16 protein-coding genes are annotated in these 17084 nt (G+C 40.7%); 9 read left to right on the plus strand and 7 right to left on the minus strand.

The annotated features are described in order from the left end of the window. Positions 1-7 precede the first annotated feature (7 nt). Positions 8-2047, plus strand: a complete 2040-nt coding sequence (locus ACE1B6_RS09840; protein ID WP_413257080.1) for a helicase-related protein — start codon at positions 8-10, stop codon at positions 2045-2047. A 13-nt stretch (positions 2048-2060) separates the two neighbouring features. Here the strand turns inward: ACE1B6_RS09840 and ACE1B6_RS09845 are convergent, their stop codons facing one another. Further along, positions 2061-3929 carry a bifunctional 3'-5' exonuclease/DNA polymerase gene (locus ACE1B6_RS09845; RefSeq protein WP_413257081.1) on the minus strand — a complete coding sequence of 623 codons (1869 nt, stop codon included), beginning with the start codon at positions 3927-3929 and terminating at the stop codon, positions 2061-2063. Between ACE1B6_RS09845 and ACE1B6_RS09850 the strand changes: the two genes are divergently transcribed. Further along, positions 3889-4266: a hypothetical protein gene (locus ACE1B6_RS09850; RefSeq protein WP_413257082.1), complete on the plus strand. Its 378-nt coding sequence runs from the start codon at positions 3889-3891 to the stop codon at positions 4264-4266. The two genes, ACE1B6_RS09845 and ACE1B6_RS09850, sit on opposite strands and share 41 nt — an antisense overlap. Here ACE1B6_RS09850 and ACE1B6_RS09855 read toward each other — a convergent pair whose 3' ends face one another. Further along, positions 4267-4863, minus strand: a complete 597-nt coding sequence (locus tag ACE1B6_RS09855) for a class I SAM-dependent methyltransferase (RefSeq protein WP_413257083.1) — start codon at positions 4861-4863, stop codon at positions 4267-4269. A gap of 145 nt (positions 4864-5008) precedes the next feature. Here ACE1B6_RS09855 and ACE1B6_RS09860 point away from each other — a divergent pair, with 145 nt between their 5' ends. The 4 genes from ACE1B6_RS09860 (at position 5009) to ACE1B6_RS09875 (ending at position 9037) form a co-directional block, all read left to right on the plus strand. Next, positions 5009-5308 carry a hypothetical protein gene (locus ACE1B6_RS09860; RefSeq protein ID WP_413257084.1) on the plus strand — a complete coding sequence of 100 codons (300 nt, stop codon included), beginning with the start codon at positions 5009-5011 and terminating at the stop codon, positions 5306-5308. A gap of 90 nt (positions 5309-5398) precedes the next feature. Continuing rightward, entirely contained in the window at positions 5399-7762 is a 2364-nt protein-coding gene (locus tag ACE1B6_RS09865; RefSeq protein ID WP_413257085.1) for a M23 family metallopeptidase, read from the plus strand. A gap of 17 nt (positions 7763-7779) precedes the next feature. Further along, entirely contained in the window at positions 7780-8325 is a 546-nt protein-coding gene (locus tag ACE1B6_RS09870) for a hypothetical protein (protein ID WP_413257086.1), read from the plus strand. A 43-nt stretch (positions 8326-8368) separates the two neighbouring features. Beyond that, entirely contained in the window at positions 8369-9037 is a 669-nt protein-coding gene (locus ACE1B6_RS09875; RefSeq protein ID WP_413257087.1) for a hypothetical protein, read from the plus strand. Between the two features lie 116 nt (positions 9038-9153). On the opposite strand, the gene ACE1B6_RS09880 is transcribed toward ACE1B6_RS09875, so the two are convergent. Continuing rightward, the gene (locus ACE1B6_RS09880; protein WP_413257088.1) at positions 9154-10158 is read right to left on the minus strand and encodes a DUF5895 domain-containing protein; all 1005 of its coding nucleotides are present in this window, start codon (positions 10156-10158) and stop codon (positions 9154-9156) included. 364 nt (positions 10159-10522) lie between these two features. Between ACE1B6_RS09880 and ACE1B6_RS09885 the strand changes: the two genes are divergently transcribed. Both ACE1B6_RS09885 and ACE1B6_RS09890 read left to right on the plus strand, forming a co-directional pair. Then, positions 10523-11185, plus strand: a complete 663-nt coding sequence (locus ACE1B6_RS09885; protein WP_413257089.1) for a type II restriction-modification system restriction endonuclease — start codon at positions 10523-10525, stop codon at positions 11183-11185. Continuing rightward, positions 11182-12633, plus strand: coding sequence for an SAM-dependent methyltransferase (locus ACE1B6_RS09890; protein ID WP_413257090.1), 1452 nt, complete (start codon positions 11182-11184; stop codon positions 12631-12633). Before ACE1B6_RS09885 ends, ACE1B6_RS09890 begins: the two co-directional genes overlap by 4 nt. Here the strand turns inward: ACE1B6_RS09890 and ACE1B6_RS09895 are convergent. The 3 genes from ACE1B6_RS09895 to ACE1B6_RS09905 all read right to left on the minus strand — a co-directional run bounded on the left by ACE1B6_RS09895 (position 12630) and on the right by ACE1B6_RS09905 (position 14148). Continuing rightward, on the minus strand, positions 12630-13010 hold the full coding sequence (locus ACE1B6_RS09895) for a PIN domain-containing protein (protein WP_413257091.1): 381 nt from the start codon (positions 13008-13010) through the stop codon (positions 12630-12632). The genes ACE1B6_RS09890 and ACE1B6_RS09895 overlap by 4 nt on opposite strands. Before the next feature lie 76 nt (positions 13011-13086). Continuing rightward, the gene (locus ACE1B6_RS09900; protein ID WP_073594864.1) at positions 13087-13329 is read right to left on the minus strand and encodes a hypothetical protein; all 243 of its coding nucleotides are present in this window, start codon (positions 13327-13329) and stop codon (positions 13087-13089) included. Between the two features lie 81 nt (positions 13330-13410). Further along, positions 13411-14148, minus strand: coding sequence for a hypothetical protein (locus tag ACE1B6_RS09905; RefSeq protein WP_413257092.1), 738 nt, complete (start codon positions 14146-14148; stop codon positions 13411-13413). Positions 14149-14409: 261 nt separating this feature from the next. On the opposite strand from ACE1B6_RS09905, the gene ACE1B6_RS09910 reads away from it, so the two are divergent. Then, a complete protein-coding gene (locus ACE1B6_RS09910) occupies positions 14410-16251 on the plus strand; it encodes a type IV secretory system conjugative DNA transfer family protein (RefSeq protein WP_413257093.1) in 1842 nt (613 codons plus the stop codon). A 131-nt stretch (positions 16252-16382) separates the two neighbouring features. Here the strand turns inward: ACE1B6_RS09910 and ACE1B6_RS09915 are convergent, their stop codons facing one another. Further along, positions 16383-17015, minus strand: a complete 633-nt coding sequence (locus ACE1B6_RS09915; protein WP_413257094.1) for a hypothetical protein — start codon at positions 17013-17015, stop codon at positions 16383-16385. Between the last annotated feature and the right edge of the window lie 69 nt (positions 17016-17084).

Raw genomic sequence — 17084 nt, forward strand, 5'->3', positions numbered from 1 at the left:
TTTGGTAATGACAGCCGCAACTCAAGGGTATCGCTTGCTTAACCAAACAACGACAGTGGAAGCTCTCAGCAATTTGTTTAAATCGAGGGCCAATACAACACCAGGAAAAAACGAACGTCAGAAGTTTGGGGCAAAAATTCCCACCATCATTGCTATGGTTGATGAATTAGCTGGTGATGGTGCAGGAGCACCGTTCGTTCACAAGTTAGCTGAGTGGCTGCACCAGCAATTCATTGAACCATTTGAGGGAACTCAATCGCCCTTCAAGGTTGTTCTGATTGTTGCTGATGCCTCGTTGAGCAATGAAATTGTTCTCAACAGCTTTCTTAACTCCGGCGATCGCGCTCCTGACAAAGTGTTCATTAGTCAAAGTCGAGGTGAAGCACCGTTTCGGGTGACAGGTACTTATACAAAAGTAGGTCTTAGAAAACATCCAACCTTGCACGTAATGACAAATAGCTATCCTGCTTCCGAACTGAGTATTGACTATAGTATTCGTCTTTCACCTGTTACACCAGGGTTAACCAGTGATGGCAAAAAGCAGGTAATTAGACAAGCAATTCGAGAGCAGCTAGAAGACAAATTGTTGATGAATGCTTATCAGGAAATCCAGCGCGGGTTAAAACAGGGAGCGGAACAGCTAATTTTTTTTGCTCAAAATAAAGCTTTTCTTCGTCAGTTAGGGGAGAAACTGACAAAAGGTGCAGATGCTTTATGCCAAAGCGAACAGGTGGCAGTTTTAGATCAAAGCGTACCACCCCATGAACGGTTGAAGCTAGTACAAGAGCCACATCGCGATCGGATACGAGTTTTTCTCATGACTTCTTCAGGGGCAAGAGGGGTTTCTTTCCCTAAAACAGATTGGATTATTGCTGCGATTCCTCGCTTTAATATTGAAGCAGCTTTGATGGAAGTTGCACAACTGATCTACCGAGGTCGGGGAATGTACAGAGATCCAGAAACCAAAGAGCCAGTTTCTGGAGATGAGAAAGCTAGGCGGTTAGTTATGCTCATCAACGATTTTCTCGTTATAGAAGAAGATATTGACCGTAATAGAGCGTGGTTGCGTCAGGCAAGCGATTTATTGACTTTGCTAGTAATGCTCCGTTCCACAATTCATACCCGCATTAAAGGAGATGCCGGACTCAAGCGCCAACGAATTTCCTTTGTCCCTGTTGGCTCGATAGGAGATGAAGAATTATTGAGTTTGATGTCGGAGGATGTCTGGAGTTTTTTACGTGAGGCAAGAGTCGCGATCTGCGATTCTCGCTATGAAGAAGTTAAAGGTGTTGTCAGCAAGGCAGTGCAGCTAACCAGTAAAATTTTTGCTCATTTTAAATTACAAGGTTTAGCACCTGATAGGAATGCTAAGTCATACGTGGATTATCAAACCTTAGAAGCGATCGTCAAGGCTGTTTCTCGTCCTTCCAGTCGATTAGTACCATCTTTGGACAACCAAGCACTTGTGATTCCAGAAAGTTTAACTTGTATTGGTCCCTTTTGGATGGAAAACTGGAGCGAGCGCAAAACCGAGGAGCGATTCAGCTTTGAGGGATGGCGGTCTGACATTCAGGAAAATAGTGGTCATCTTTTGAGACTACTACGAAAGATTTATGAAGGAACCGATTTTCCACCAAAACTCAAACGTCCAGCCAAAGAATTACATAAATTATTGATTCGCGAACAAAAGGAAAGAATTCTTGAATATTCAACATTTCAGGCGTTGGAGACTGAAAATCTTGTAATCAGTCTACCTCTTGATTATCCTCATTTTTGGAGCGAACATTTGGAAGAGGATATTAGTAGAAAAAAGGTATTAGAAGATCCAGAAGTTTGGAGAAACGCCTTGGGTCGTTCTCTAACACCTCAAGGTTTGGTGATGCCTGTAGTAGCACAGTATCAATCATTTCCTTGGGTAGCTGCGATCGGACGACGGGTGTTTGCACAGTTAGAAACAACTTTTGACGATCGCTATTTTATGGCATCTAGTGAATTGAACCTTCTCAACACCATGCTATTTGAAGATGAAGCTGAGACAAACTTTTAAATTTTACTTAAACTCAACCCCAAGAAGAGGAAATAGTTAATTCCACTTCGACTGGAACTTGCTGCAAATACAATTCCCCCGCTTCCACCATTACTCTTTTCAGAATCCGACTGGTTCTTTTTAAACTTATTTGCGGACACTCTAATAAAATTTCATCATGTACCACACCAATCAATTTTGCTCCAGTTTTGGGTAGCAACTCGAACAGGCGAGCGATCGCCACTTTCAACATATCAGCCGAAGTTCCTTGAACCGGGTGATTTAGTAACTCTGAAAGCCTGGGTTTTTTTGCCCACCTTCGCCTACGTCCGCCAATTGTACGAATCTGTTTGATATCTTTGGCATACACCGTTCTCCTAATTCTGTCATGCCATCTTTTAACTCCAGAATAAGCTTGAAAAAACCGTTTTCTAAACTCTTTAGCTTCCTCCAAAGTTAAAAGAACATCATATTTTTCTTCCGCATAAGCTTGCAATTTGGCAGCACCCATGCCATAAATTAATCCAAAATTAACCGATTTAGCAATGCGTCTATCTTCTGAAGTGACCTCCTCTAACGACTTTCCGGTAATCAAAGAAGCGGTTAAAGTATGCAAATCTTCACCTTTAGTGTAGGCATCAAGCATCCTTGTATCACCAGATATTTCAGCGACAATTCTTAGTTCGATTTGGCTATAATCGGCTTTAACAATTTGATATCCTGGTGCAGCAATAAAGCAATTACGCATTCCCTTAGCCGTGCAATTTCTCGGAACATTCTGCAAGTTTGGCTGCTTGCAACTAAACCGTCCAGAACGCGCACCACATTGTCGATAACTAGGATGAATTCTTCCAGTTATCGGGTGAATATGTTTTGGTAATGCTTCAGCAAAATTAGAATACAATGATGCTAATTTCCGATAATTTAGTAATAACTGAATTATGGGATATTGACGAGCTAAAGGAATAAGTTCACTTTTGCTGGTTAATTTAATCGGAATATTGAGAGCATGAAGCGCACTTAAAACTTGTGTTGACGAGCGGGGATTGATGGTTTCTGTAAACTCTGGAAATAGGGAAAGTTGGGCGCTAGGGGTTGGTTTTAAACCAGCTTCGACTAATTCTACCAATGCAGTTTGTTTCTTTTGGTTTAGTTCTTCACCAACTAAATGCCATTGTTCTGCATCCAATAGCATTCCATTCAATTCCATTTGAGCAACAGCAGGCATCGCTGCAAATTCAAGTTCAGCAGTTTCTAATAAACTAGCACTTCGCAATCTGGAAATTAACTGCATTCTCAGTTTCAGGAGGACAAAAGCATCTAAAGCAGCATATTCTAGTTGAGAATTTGAAAGTTTTCCGGTAAAGTTACTCGATTGTAAGCTTTTATCAAGTTCAATGCCTAAAAATTCCAGAGCCAAGGATTTTAAATCGTGTTCTTTTTTGAGTCCAGAACGCAATACTTGACTGGCTAACATGACATCAAAAAATGAGCCAGTTGGTCTTAATCCTAGCATTCCTAACATCTGCCAGTCGAACTTACCATTTTGGAATACTTTAATAGCATTATTAGTTAAAACTTGTTTCAAAGGTGAAAGTTCGTCAATTGAAATAGCAGCTAAATCGATAATTACTACCGGATGTTTGGGAATGGCAAGTTGAATGAGTCGAATGCGATCGCTCCTGGGGTCTAGTCCGGTGGTTTCTGTATCTATGGCGATAACACGAGCTTTTTGTAGCGGTAACAGAGCATCAGATAATTTAGAAGTGTTAGTAATTAGCTCGTATTCCACCACAGGCGTTGAGGTGTTGTGTGGGGAAGTAGTCATTGGAGTAAAGCGAAGTAGAGTTTTTGATGATTTTATGACAGAAAATATCGAAGAACTATTGGGGACAACAATCACTGAATATACGCCAAATGCTATCAAGTTTAGCGGCTTGTCCTTGGAAACATTACAACAGATTCTTCAACAAGGATATACCACACCAACAGCAAGTTTTAATGCGACTCCAACAGTGGGTTCATTTATCGAATTCGGACAGAAATGCCAAAAAATTGGAGCAACAGCAACTTTTGATGGCATAGCATTTACTGACAAACAAACACCGGACTTGGTTGTTGATGCCATAACAGTTATCGGCGTAAAAGACTTAGATTTTGCAGGTGAATTCGTGCGATTTGTTCGAGGTTGTGATGAAATAGAAATAAACTCTCAAAAACTATACGCTTGGTGGGATTAATTACAAGTTTGGTAAATAAGGAGGTTTGTCAATCACAACTAAATAGCTTTCAACTGTAACGGGGCGAGCGCTTCCCCAAAATATTTCTAATGGTAGTTCGAGTACCTTCGCTGAAGTGCGTTTGAGAAATGCTTGCGCTCGTGCTTCATTTCGCACATTCATCGAATTACTAGCAACGCTTACTAACCGTCCAGAATTAGCTAAAAAAAGGTCGTAAGTTCGTTGAATAATATCTAAATCAACTCCTCTAATCTCAGGCGTGGAAAATGGTGGATTTGCCAAGATAAAGTTATATCGCCTTTGAGGTTTAGCAGTTAAAAAATCACTTCCCACTAAGTTGAATCCCTTTTGAAATAGGATTTGTTGCAACAATGGATTAATTTCAATTACGTCAACAATCGCACCTGCTTTAACCATTGCCTGCGCCAATAAGCCATCTCCCGCTGTTGGTTCCAAAGCATACGAACCAGACAAAATTTGAGCTTGTTCAATGATTAACTCAATTAACTCTGGCGAAGACGGAAACCACGAATAAGGCTGCGTTTCTTTAATTCTATCGTATAAAAGCATTTCCGCTAACGATGAAATGTTTTTCATTGATAATTAAAACTATCGATTTGGCATTCTTATGTACATATCCGCCGATAGGCGGTAGTTGAAATAAGACTATCGGCTGAAACTTTTTTTAATTGCTACTAGCTACGCTAAGTTGTCAAATTTAACTACTTTGTAGCTACAAACTATGAACGAGCAAAACAATTTGTACAGCACCGAACAAGGTTACGGTACAAACGGTTATGAAACTGAGCCATCTGGCTATTCGTCTGAAGGGTATCAAAGCAATGGTTATAACAATCAACAATCTGAAGCTTACGGCGCTCCAGATTACTTTGCAGATGGGTATCGAGAGAATATTTTTGAAGGGAATTTGAACTTAGCAGATACTCCTTGGACTGAGACATCTGCTAATCCTAACCCGCATTTTGATAGAGGCGAAACAACCACCAATTCATATTGTGACTACGACGACCTTGAATTGTAAAACTTTATAGCAATAAAGAGCGCGAATTTTCTTACCCAGCTTAACGCGCTCTTTCCCCTATTGACTATGTAATCAACCTTTTTCACAGCAATGACGACAATATTATCAGCAATAATTCGGCGCTTTTTACTATGGCTATTTTGTTTAGGTTTAATAGTTTCGAGTTTAATTTATGCACCGAATTATGCTATCGCCCAAACTACTGTTGATTCTACCGAACTGCCAACTCGAATTTTAGAAATACCCAGTGTAAATAGACAAGGAAATCCTACTTCTATCAATGCTCTTGTACCAGATTGGACGCAGATTTCTTTTTCCCAAATGCCACCCATCAGTCAATCTGGAAGCCTTTCAGCACAAGAGTACGCACAAGCAATAGGCTACGATTTGAGTCGAACTTGGACAGCCGGACAAACCCCCGATCGATACATCATGCTAGGCGATATTAGCGAAGCTTTGCAACCAGAACTGCTCTCACTCAGTTCCATTGCACAGCAAACTAATTTAAATCTAGAGCAGGTTGCTTTAAGCGCTTTCACTTTAGTAGGCAAACAAACCTTAGAGCAGTTGGTTAAAGCTGTTCCCGTTCTCAGTCAATTTAAAGTACGGGATGTTGCACCAGTAGCAGAATTGTTGAGTACCAAAACTGCTGATAATTTAAGCGATCGCACTTTAGCTCAAGTCCTCAGTTCCAACCCCCAGCTTAAACAGTTGAAACTCGAAGAAATCGACCTCTCCCAGTATTCAATCTCTTCAATTCCCAACTTAGACAGCACGCAAATTGGTGCATTTTCAAATTGGCAAACGACCTTCATTAAAGATGTACCGGGGCTGAATACTTTACCCTTATCTAACTTTCCCAATCCAGTTGCCGAAGTAGGCAATTTGGTAATGCGAATTGATGCAATTTATGGTGCTGCCGAGCGTAGGCGAACCAATACTATTTCAGGCTCCGATGTTCAAGGATTTTCAGTTAATTGTCAAGAGAATGATTGCGCTTATATCGAATTAGACGATTTAGAAAATTCAGGTCGGAAAGCTCGCGGTTCCCTCGAAGGTAAACAATGGATCAGTGGTAAGTACCAGGAAGTAGAGGGTGGTTGGGGCTGTCTAAAAGGTATCAATGGCGGCAAGGAACCGACGGGGAGGTTGCCCTTTGGCAGCACCTTCAAGGTGGTGGTTATGGAACCAGACGAGCGGACTGATACTGTTGATACGGCTTTATTCTTCCGGTTTTGTTCCCCTTGCGGCTGCTCTCCCTATTTTATTGGCCCAGTACCTTTCTTCACTTATCGGGTCAATTCTCCTATTTTTGTGGGAGCGTTGGAGCCATCAGCGGTTGACTCTTCCTCAACACCAAATGGAGCAACTCGCAGTTCGGTATCTTCTACTGCTACCAAGGGGTTAACTACGGCTGCAAATGTTAGTGTTCCTTGTCCTCCAGGGGATACTGCACCGATTTCAGTTGGTAACGTTCAAGGAGTAAACGTTGCGGCTTTATCGGAAGCTATTGCCAGCATTGAGAGTAGCGGTTCTTACGACAGCATCGGCCTCTATGTTTGTGCAGATGGCGGTAAAAATTGCGGAGTTCCGCTCGGTAAATACCAGTTTGTCACTTACAACGAGTATGCTGCTAGTGCGATCGCATCCAAACCAGGGGGACAGCAATTTTTAGATAAACTCAAAGGCGGTTATAAACCTACTCAAGCCGAACTTTTCCAATTCTTCCCACCTGCGGATCAGGAAGCTGCATTTCAAAGAAGCATTACCGACAAAATCGATAGAACATCTCAACAAATAGATCCTACAACTGGCAATCTGTTTTCGGGCGATCGCCTTATCGAACGAGTAGCTCAAAAGCATTTTGGTGGCGACTACTCGAAAGTTGACGGCGGCGCAACTGACGCATTCGGTCGTTTGACCCTAAAAAGCTACGGTTCCGATGTTTTAAGGCGCTATCAAACAGGTGGTGGAACGATCGCTCGGTTGAGTACCTCTGCTTGTACTCCCGCTGCAAGTACAGATAGTCAACCTACAGGTAAGTATATCGAGCCAGCGAGCGGTCAAGTAACCAGCAACTTCGGTACGAGGACTCGTCCGGTTTCTGGCGTGCGGAAAAGGCACAACGGTATTGCGATTGCGGGAGAAGTCGGAAGTCCGGTAAAAGCCGTGGATGGAGGTGTGGTCAGAACTGTTGTTTCCGACTGCACAAAGGGAGTACAAAGCTGCGGCGGTGGCTACGGGAATTGGATTGAAATCGACCACGGGAACGGTCGCACAACTGGGTACGCGCACTTGCAAGCGAATTCTGTGAAGGTCAAAGTAGGCGATCGCATTTCCCAAGGTCAGGTTATTGGTGGTCTGGGTAGCACCGGGATGGTGGAAGAACCCCGCTTGCACTTTGAAACTCGCGTTAATGGGACGGCTGTTAACCCATCGCAATTTGGAATTTAAGCTTTCGGAGGTAGTTAATGACAAACTCAGTGTTGAAAAAACGGACGCGGTTGTTGCAATTTAGCTGGGGATTACTAACAGCTTTATTGGTTTATTTAAGTAGTGAATTATTCACAAATATTCCAGCTTTGAGTCAGTCTTCACGAATTACCGAAATTCATTCATCTTGCCTTCCAAGTGGTCTTGGTAATCTCAGGACTGAATTTGTAACTGAGGTGAGAGAGGATGACACTAAATACCGCTTATTGGATGCTTATTTACCGGGAGATGCGATGCCATTTTCGGTATTGGTTTCGCTTAAAGACGAGCGGTGTAAATTGCTGTATTCCAACCCCATGAATGACTTTTATCCCTACAGTCGGGTAGTTAACCAATCGGTAGCGAGGCAACTGGCTTTGGGCGAATTGCGTTACTCGATCGACAAAGCAGGAGGTATCGATAAATTCCGCTCTACTTTACAACCAAGTTTAAAAGATTCTAGTTGGCAATTTTCTGAAGAAGACCTTTGGGCATATAAACAGGTGGGAATTGCTGTTCCTAAATCTGTTAAAGGTTTGCGCTAATTGGTAATAACGAAAATCAAAATATTTTAGTGAGGTTAACGTGATGGTTACAAAAAATAGACAAGCAAACATAAGCCAAGAACAAAAAGGTGATTTAATTCCTCTATCATATACTCAACATTTTTCGCAGGATAATTTAGCTTACAAACCTCCAGACAATTCTAAACCCCCCACATCGTTTTTATTTATTGGACGATGGTTTCGTTTTGGGATGATGCTATTCTTATTACTGTCAGTACTATTAGGAACTGTTGGTTGCACTACAAATGCAGCGACTATTCCTTGGTCAGTTGCTACTAAAGTCGTTCCTGTTGAGACGGTTCAAGCTGTAGTTACTGAAAATTCCGAACTTAATCCACAGGAAGCTGCATCGAATGTTTTAGCTTGGACCGTTGATGGACAAGCGGGTAAATTAGTTATTTTTAACTTCAATAATCCTGGTGTTTGCGGTAACGAAGGTTGCCTGTACGTGGCTTATTTGATAGGGAAAGATGCTACTCCTGTTCGAGTTTTTTCTAGTTACCTTAATCCAAAGTTGCCACGTAATAAATCGTTGCTGCAAGTAGCGGATGACCCAACCAAAACTTCTGGTTTACCTTGTCTGCAAGTACAACAACCTTCGGGGGATAATATAAGGAAGTTAGTTTTCTGCTTTAATGGTCGGGAATACCAACTTGCTAAATCTTCTTTGATTGAAGTGCGTGGCAAATAACTAATATTTCAAATATTCTTTTCTGTAATTGCTCATCTTGGCTAAAAAGCAGTAAAAGATGCCCCTATTCTGAATCATGAACTAGGGGCTTATTGATTGGTAATTATCGAAGAAGTTTATTCATCCTCATCAAAATCATCGAACTCCTCTTCATCTAAATCGTCCTCGAAATCATCGTCATCTTCTATTTGAATTTTACGGGGTGGTTTGCGTCCATTGTTCGACTTTTTCCCCTTTTCTGGTTTCCGGGAAATTGGTGGTAGCACTTGAATTTGAGGCTCGGCTGCGGCTGGTAATGCAGGTGCTTCTGTGAAACCAGCGATGCTGTCGTGCAGCCCCCAAAGTTTGTTCTTCTGCTGCGGTCTTCCCAAGTACAAGTAAGGTAAATTCTCGATAGTTGGTTTGGTGTAGTTAATAGTTTTGCAGCAGTAGTTTTTATTCGAGCCTTTCCCTTCTTTGATTCCTTTGAATTCGACTTCTACAATGCCCAGACTTCGCCATTTATCATTCTTACCACTAAAAGGAATTTGGAAGTAATCAGCGAAGGTTTTTTCTAGTAAACGATAGAATTCGTCTCTGGCTGCTTTGAAGCTCCACAATGCTACATTTTTGAACCTAACAACAATAGGCGTGCTGTGCATGGGACGGTTGTTTTCATCTAAGAAAACGATCGCGTGTTCGCTAGCAACATCCATCGTTTTTTTGTCAAGTTGAGCTTTGTAGTCTTCATACAACCCAATGATAGTACCCCCCAAATCAGGAACATCATTCTTGTAACGAATGTATTCTGGAACGAATGCTAGTAAGCAGAAGCGGCATTTGCAAAGTAGCAAACCTGTAACATCTTCTGTTAAGCCAATTGTAGTCATTTCGTCTTCGTTAGGCATGACAAACCAATTGGCTTTTTCTAACTGATCTTCTGGAATTAAAATGCCTGCTACTTGTTCGTTAACAACGATGCCATAGGGTAGAATTGGTCGTCTTACTTGGTTGTAACCTGGTTGTAGGAGTTCTGAGTCAATTTCAAAATCAAATTCTTCTGACTGAAATTGAGTTGCGTCTTCAATGATTTCCGGCTCAACTGGGGTTTTAGTTTTAGCTTTGCTGTTAGTTTTTACCATTATTCAATATTGCTAAAAAGAGCTACTCACCAAGGCGGTAGCCTTAACCCCTGGTGGGATAATATTGAAAAATTTGTGTAACTGAAAAGATAACTTTTCCGTAGCTGGATGGAAAAGTTTTGGTTTTAGCCACAAAACCCAGGCTATATAAAGGGGTTGGCTATTTTGAGCGTTAAAAAATGAGGATGAGAAAGTAGCGCTCGTTAAGCGCAATGGAAAATTTTCCATTGCGCTTAACAATGAACCGCACATATTGGGTAAATTATGCCAGAATGACATAGTTGTTCGGGTGATCGCTCTTACCCAACTTAAATGGTACATAGAACGTACAATATAATACCTGGCACAATTTTTAGCTGTAACTATGCCAATCCTAACCGTACAAGCTTTGTGTTCTGAAGCAGCCCTATTTTCAGTTGCCGAATCTCAACACCCAGAACCCCTGCTTTATGGTATTACAGACGGTAAAGCCGTAGGTACTTATTTGGAACAAAAGTTCAGACTTTTTCTAAAAGATAGGTACGAATTTGTGGAAGGTAATTCAGCAAGCGGTATAGATTTTCCCGAACTACTTATTGATGTTAAAGTAACGAGTATCAAACAACCGCAATCGTCATGTCCTTTTAAATCTGCACGGCAAAAGATTTTTGGACTTGGTTATTCTCTGATTATCTTTGTTTACGACAAAACCGATGATAGTACGAATCGAACTGCTACTTTAAATATTTTACATACAATCTATGTCAGTGCCGAAAGAACAGCAGATTTTCAAATGACTAGGGGAATTCGTAATATTTTAGAAAATGAAGGCAATCAAGATGATTTAATCGCTTTTCTGCTTGACAGAAATTTACCCGTTGATGAGATTGAAGCTGCTAATATCGCAGATGAAATACTTATAAATCCACCTATACAAGGCTTTTTGACTATCTCTAATGCTTTGCAATGGAGGCTTCAGTACAGAAGGGTAATTGAGCGTTCTGGTCAGGAAGAAGGTGTAATTGCTGTTTACCGAGCTAATCCATGATTCGTACTATTCACAAAACAAAAATAGAATACGGGGATTTTCAAACACCATTAGAATTAGCCGAGAAAGTATGCCAAAAGTTGGTAGAGCTTGGTGTCAGCCCTGATGTTATATTAGAGCCAACCTGCGGAGTGGGAAATTTTATTGAAGCTGCTGGACTCTGGTTTAAATCAACTAACAAGATTATTGGTGTAGATATCAACTCGTATTACTTACAAGAGCTTGAAAAAAAGCCAATTTTTCAGGATGAAAGAGTTGAGATAAGAGAAGGAAATTTTTTCGATTTTGATTGGTCATCATTAATAACTTCTTTAGATGGTAAAATATTAATTCTTGGTAATTTCCCTTGGGTGACTAATTCACAGCAAGGAACAATAGGAGGTATTAACTTACCACAAAAGACTAACTTTCAAAAGTATAATGGTTTTGACGCGATCGCTGGAAAAAGTAACTTCGATATTTCTGAGTGGATGTTAATCCAGGTCGTCCATTGGCTACAGAACCGAGATGCAAATCTCGCAATGCTTTGTAAAACTTCAGTTGCTAGGAAATTACTGAGCTATCTACATTCTAAAAAGCTGAATATTTCTAATTTCGCTACTTACAAAATAGATGCAAAGAAATATTTTAATGCTACAGTTGAAGCTTGTTTATTATTCGGAAAATTTGGCTCAAATTCACCAAAATACTTTTGCGATGTATTCAGCAGCTTTGAAGATACCAACTATTATCGAATAGGGTATCGAAATAGTATTCTTGTAAGAGATATCGATTGTTTTGATAAACTAAACAAATTATACGCTCCCAGTGCTGGACTAAAATGGCGTTCTGGTATTAAGCATGACTGTTCAGATGTAATGGAGTTTCGTAAAAGCGGTAATTCATTTATAAATGGACTGGGAGAAATAGTTGAAATTGAAGATACTTATGTTTTTCCTTTAATCAAAGGTTCTGATGTGGCTCAAAATCGAATAAAGACTACCGAGCGATACGTTTTGGTTACTCAGAGATTTGTTGGTGAGCCTACTGAACAAATAAAAGATTTAGCACCAAAAACTTGGAAATATCTGGAGTCGCACGCGAAATATTTAGATAATAGGAAAAGTAAAATATACCAAAATAATCCTCGTTTTTCTATTTTTGGAGTTGGTGCATACACTTTTACTCCTTGGAAAATCGCAATTTGTGGTCTTTACAAAAAGTTGGATTTTAGGTTAGTAGGGAAAACAAATAACAAGCCTGCTGTTTTTGATGATACTGTTTATTTTCTCAGTTTTGATGAGGAAGAAGCTACATTACGTACATTTGAGCTTTTAACTTCAATATTCGCAATGAACTTCTATTCCTCGCTAATTTTTTGGGATGAAAAGCGCCCAATTAAATCAAGCATTTTGAATAGTTTAAATTTAACCGCATTAGTAAATATGACCGAGTTAGAGCGCGATTAAATTGAGCGCCACTCTCTCGCTTCAGCAAATTGGGATAAATGCTTAACATTGGTTGTGGCGATCGCCAAATAACGTCCGGGATATTCTTCTTTAAGCAGTTGATATTGGGCGGCTATAATGATGTCAGCATCAATGTTTTCAGCCGCAGCAGTTAGCTTACCTTGGGTGCGAGAATCTACCCAAAGTTGTGCGGCGCGTTTCATTGCAGGTTTTGTTAATGGTAAGAAATCTATAATTTCCTGGAGGGTTTCTAAGTTTTCTAAACCAGAAAGTTTGGGGTTTTTACTAGCTGCTAATAGCAGTCCTCGTCTTACTTCGTAATCACATAAATCCGAGGTGACAACGTAAACACTTTTGGCTGTAATTTGTACAGCCAAGCTTTACATTCTCCAGCTTCTCCATCATTTTTAGGAGAGCAGATTAACCCCAAAATTCCTGTATCTAAGAAAACAATCATTCTGGTTTCTGGTAAACTTTACTACCCGTTGTTCTGGCGTTATCCACTATTTGTTGAAAATCTGCCCAAGAATTATCTATCACCTCTTTTTCTTCCGCAGTAAATTTAGCTTCTAACCATTGTTTTAACACCTTCATAGCAGCTTGATTTTTTTGCAACTGCTCGTCTGGGCTTTTTCCTAGATGTTGCAAATAAGGTCTAAAAGAATTTTCTGGTTGTTTTTCTAATGGTTCTAACATAATAACCCTCCTAAAAACATCGATTTTTTACTAGTTTGACATACTATAATATCAACTCCTCAATATTTTAACATCTTAGCTCTAACAAGGAGACTGGTTTTGTGTTGCTCTTGCTCGCAATAATGGCAGCCCTTCAACAAAGTTAATAGCTGCGTGCAATCCAGTGATCGCATACAAATCCGCCGCATCCTCTTTTTCCGATAAACTAGCATTTGCTTCTTCTAGCAAATTCATCAAATATTCAGGCACTTTTATATCAACGCCATCACTACAAGTAAGAGTAACAAATTGAGTATCAGGAGCCAAAAGTTTAGGTTTCAAAAATGGTAATTCCCTCTGGAAAGATTTGGAAGTACAACATTTTCTCGCATTTCCTTTTCTACTTCTATATCGCCGCTTAGTTCGATAAAAACTGCCTTTGAGTAACGGAGGTTGATTGGTTGTTAGTACAACTAAATGAAAGGGTAGATTAAGTTGTTCTCCTTGTTTGATTTTGATTTTTTCTAACTCATATTTATCAAGTTCATTTGGTTTAAGCCGACATTGAGGATAAGAAGCTACTTTACAGCTATAAGTTATATCGGAAAGCAATTCACCTTTTCTAGATAATCTTGCTGTTATATAATGCCACTTAAAACCAGGTAAATATTCACCAGAATATTGAGCAGAGGTTGGCTCCAAATAAATCCATTCGGTTCGTTCAAAAGTAATTGAAATTCCACCGGCTGCTAATCTGATAATCCCACTTGGTTGAGAAACTTTATAGTCAGGATGCCTGGAAAAAAACTGGGCTAACCACTCTTTTTGATGCTTGTTCATAACATTTATTAAACTCGCTTGAGCAACCTAATACTGCGTTAGCAGTAAAGCATTCAAACATTTTATTTAACCAAAAGGCTGATTTGTTAGGTGATAATTATCATCCATTAGGTTTATCAAAATCCAACATTATCGTAGTTAAACTGACTTATCTATCACTATTAATTTGTAACTACAAGTAATATGAGTTTTGAAATCAAATTTTTATTCGCTCAATCTAACCAGGTTTTTGCTCAAACTGGGAGCAGAACAGAGCAACCTATGCCAATATCGTCAATAAACTTGGGTGGTATTCTACAACAATATAATAATCCTGGAGGTTATGTAACTATCGGTTTTTTCATCTTTCTGCTTTTACTATCTCGCTTTATGGGAAATAGCAAAGGCAAGATTACCACCGGGAAGCTGTGCGGTACTTCGGAAAAGATGGCAGCTAGTATGTTGGCATTAAAACAAATTAAAGAGCGCAAACACAATAAAGTTACATTATGGTGTGGTAGCCCTCGTTATTGGTGGAATGGGAGAAGATTGAGGGGTTTAGTTGCTAATATTCAAACAGCTTTAGGCAGTAGTCCGACTGTTTGGTTGCCTCATGCAGAACGCTCGATTTTAGTAATCGGTGCGCCCGGTTCCGGTAAAACTTTTTCCACAATAGATCGAGCAATTGAAAGCGCAATGGTGCAAGGATTTCCGATTATTATCTACGATAAAAAAGGGGAACAACTTAAATTACACGCACCATTAGCGGCACGTTACGGTTATAAAGTTTGGACGTTTGCACCAGGAGAATCTTATTCTGGTGTAATCAATCCTCTCGACTTTATGAAATCACCACAAGATTCGGTAATGGCGGGCGAAATCGGTCAAGTTATTAATCGAAATGCTAGTTCCGGTCAGGGGAAAAGCGATGAATTTTTCTCCAAAGCTGGGGACTTATTAGCTAAAGCATTGCTTCAGTTAGTTAAGGGTTCTAAGTATCCCGATATGGCAATGCTTTATGCCATAATGAGGTTGCCAAGTTTAGTCAAACGCATCGATTATGCAATTCAATCTCGGCAAATTGATGAATGGATTGCCACTAGTTTCAACCAGTTTTTGAGTGCTAAAGAAGCCGAAAAAACTATTTCCGGGATTCTCACGACGGCGGCGGGAACTTTCAGTAGTTTTATTCAAGCTGACTTATTACGAGCTTTTTTGGGAGAGTCCAATATCCCAACTAAAATAGAAGGTCGGCAGATGATTATATTCAAGTTGGATGACGAACGGCGTTCTGTAGTTGGGCCATTATTAGCTGCTGCTATTCACTTACTTGTTGTTTCTAATTTAAGTCGTCCCCGTAAAGACCCGTTGATTATTTCCCTTGACGAATTTCCTTCGATTCGATTAGATAGGATGCCACAATGGATTAACGAATATCGCTCCAACGGTGCTTGTTTTATTTTAGGAATTCAAAGTTTGGAGCAACTTTACGAAGGATATGGTGAGAAAATGGGAGCAGCTATTGCTTCTGCTTGCAGTACTCACATTTTATTCAATCCCGGCAATACGGATACTGCCAAAAAGTACTCGGAACGCTATGGGGATAAAGAAGTGCTAATCAAAAGCAAGTCTACCAGTCGTTCTCAAGGTGGTCAGTCGCAGGGTAGTCAATCAATTAGTTGGAACGAATCACTGCAAAAAATGCCGCTGTTTTCGGTAGACGAGATTTTGCGGTTTCCCCAAGGTCGATGCGTGATTACTAATCCCGGTTATAGTTCCGGTGGTGAGGGGTCGATTCCTTACGCGCTGACTATTCCGATTCCGAAAGCGGATTTGAAACGGCAAAGCGAAAGTGAAGCGCTTTGGGAGGAACAGGTTAGACCTCGGCTGGAAAGTCGGGTGCAACTTGCTAGCTTGGAACAGCTTACAGCTGCTTTGTACGATCGCATTGCGGAAGCAGAACGGATGTTACCGCTGCCGGATGCTGGGGGTAACGTTCCTCAAGAGTCGCAGGCGGCTTCAGGTTCAAGTAAAAGGTATGGGTCTGACCCGCTGGACTCTGTTGTCAGTAAGGCTAAGCGGTCGAAACGGGTCTTTTCCACTGGCGGTATTGGCAAGCGTTAGGGGTTCCAGTTCGAGGCTCAATGGAAAATTTTCCATTGGAGTTAGGGAAAGGGGTTTGGCGGAATTCAAGATGCGATGCCTACGGCTCGGCGTATCGCCTACGCACAGGAAAGATAGCACCTAGATGCGTTCTAGATTTCCACCTCTGCAATTTTCTTGATGTCGAAATGAGTTGGGGTTGCGATCGCCAGAGGCAATCTCACTTGAGTAGTAGTTGGTGCTGCCTGTCCTGCCAGAACGGACACAAGCCAATCTCTTGTTTCTTCGTGTTGCTGGCTGTCCCAACTGATTTCGTACCTTTTCCCTGGATGGGTGGGGTGCAGTGCTAAGATTGTCAGCTTGAGGTTTTCTGGCGGCAATGAGAGAGATTCTGCTGTTATCCACATTTTTACTTTATCAGACCAATTTAATGCCGGAAGCCGAATTGTCCATTCAATTATGTTGACATATCGATTTTTCAGAAAAGCTGCATTTGTGTTTATTTGCACCCACACGTCTTTTTCGTTGGTACAAAGTTTGGCAATGAACTGAGTATCTACTAGAAATTGAGGAGGTTCCCACTCAAATACTTCAGGAAATAAAACACCTATTTCCATCATCCATCTATCAATTTGCGGATGAGCAACTAGCAGTGGTTCGGTGGGAAGTTTCATGCAAGTTTGTTTCATTGCTAGCTGAAAGTATTGTTGCTCGGTATCAATGGGTACAGCTAGTCGGGTTGGATTGACTAGGGAGGTTAAATCGGTAATTGAGATGACTTGCATAGACGGGTAAGACAGTACTGCTTACCCGTCGGTGCGACGCTAGTCGCTTGTATGTGCTGGGCTGTCGAT

The organism is Floridaenema fluviatile BLCC-F154, assembly GCF_041929135.1.
In the GTDB taxonomy this organism is placed as follows: Bacteria; Cyanobacteriota; Cyanobacteriia; order Cyanobacteriales; family Aerosakkonemataceae; genus Floridanema; species Floridanema fluviatile.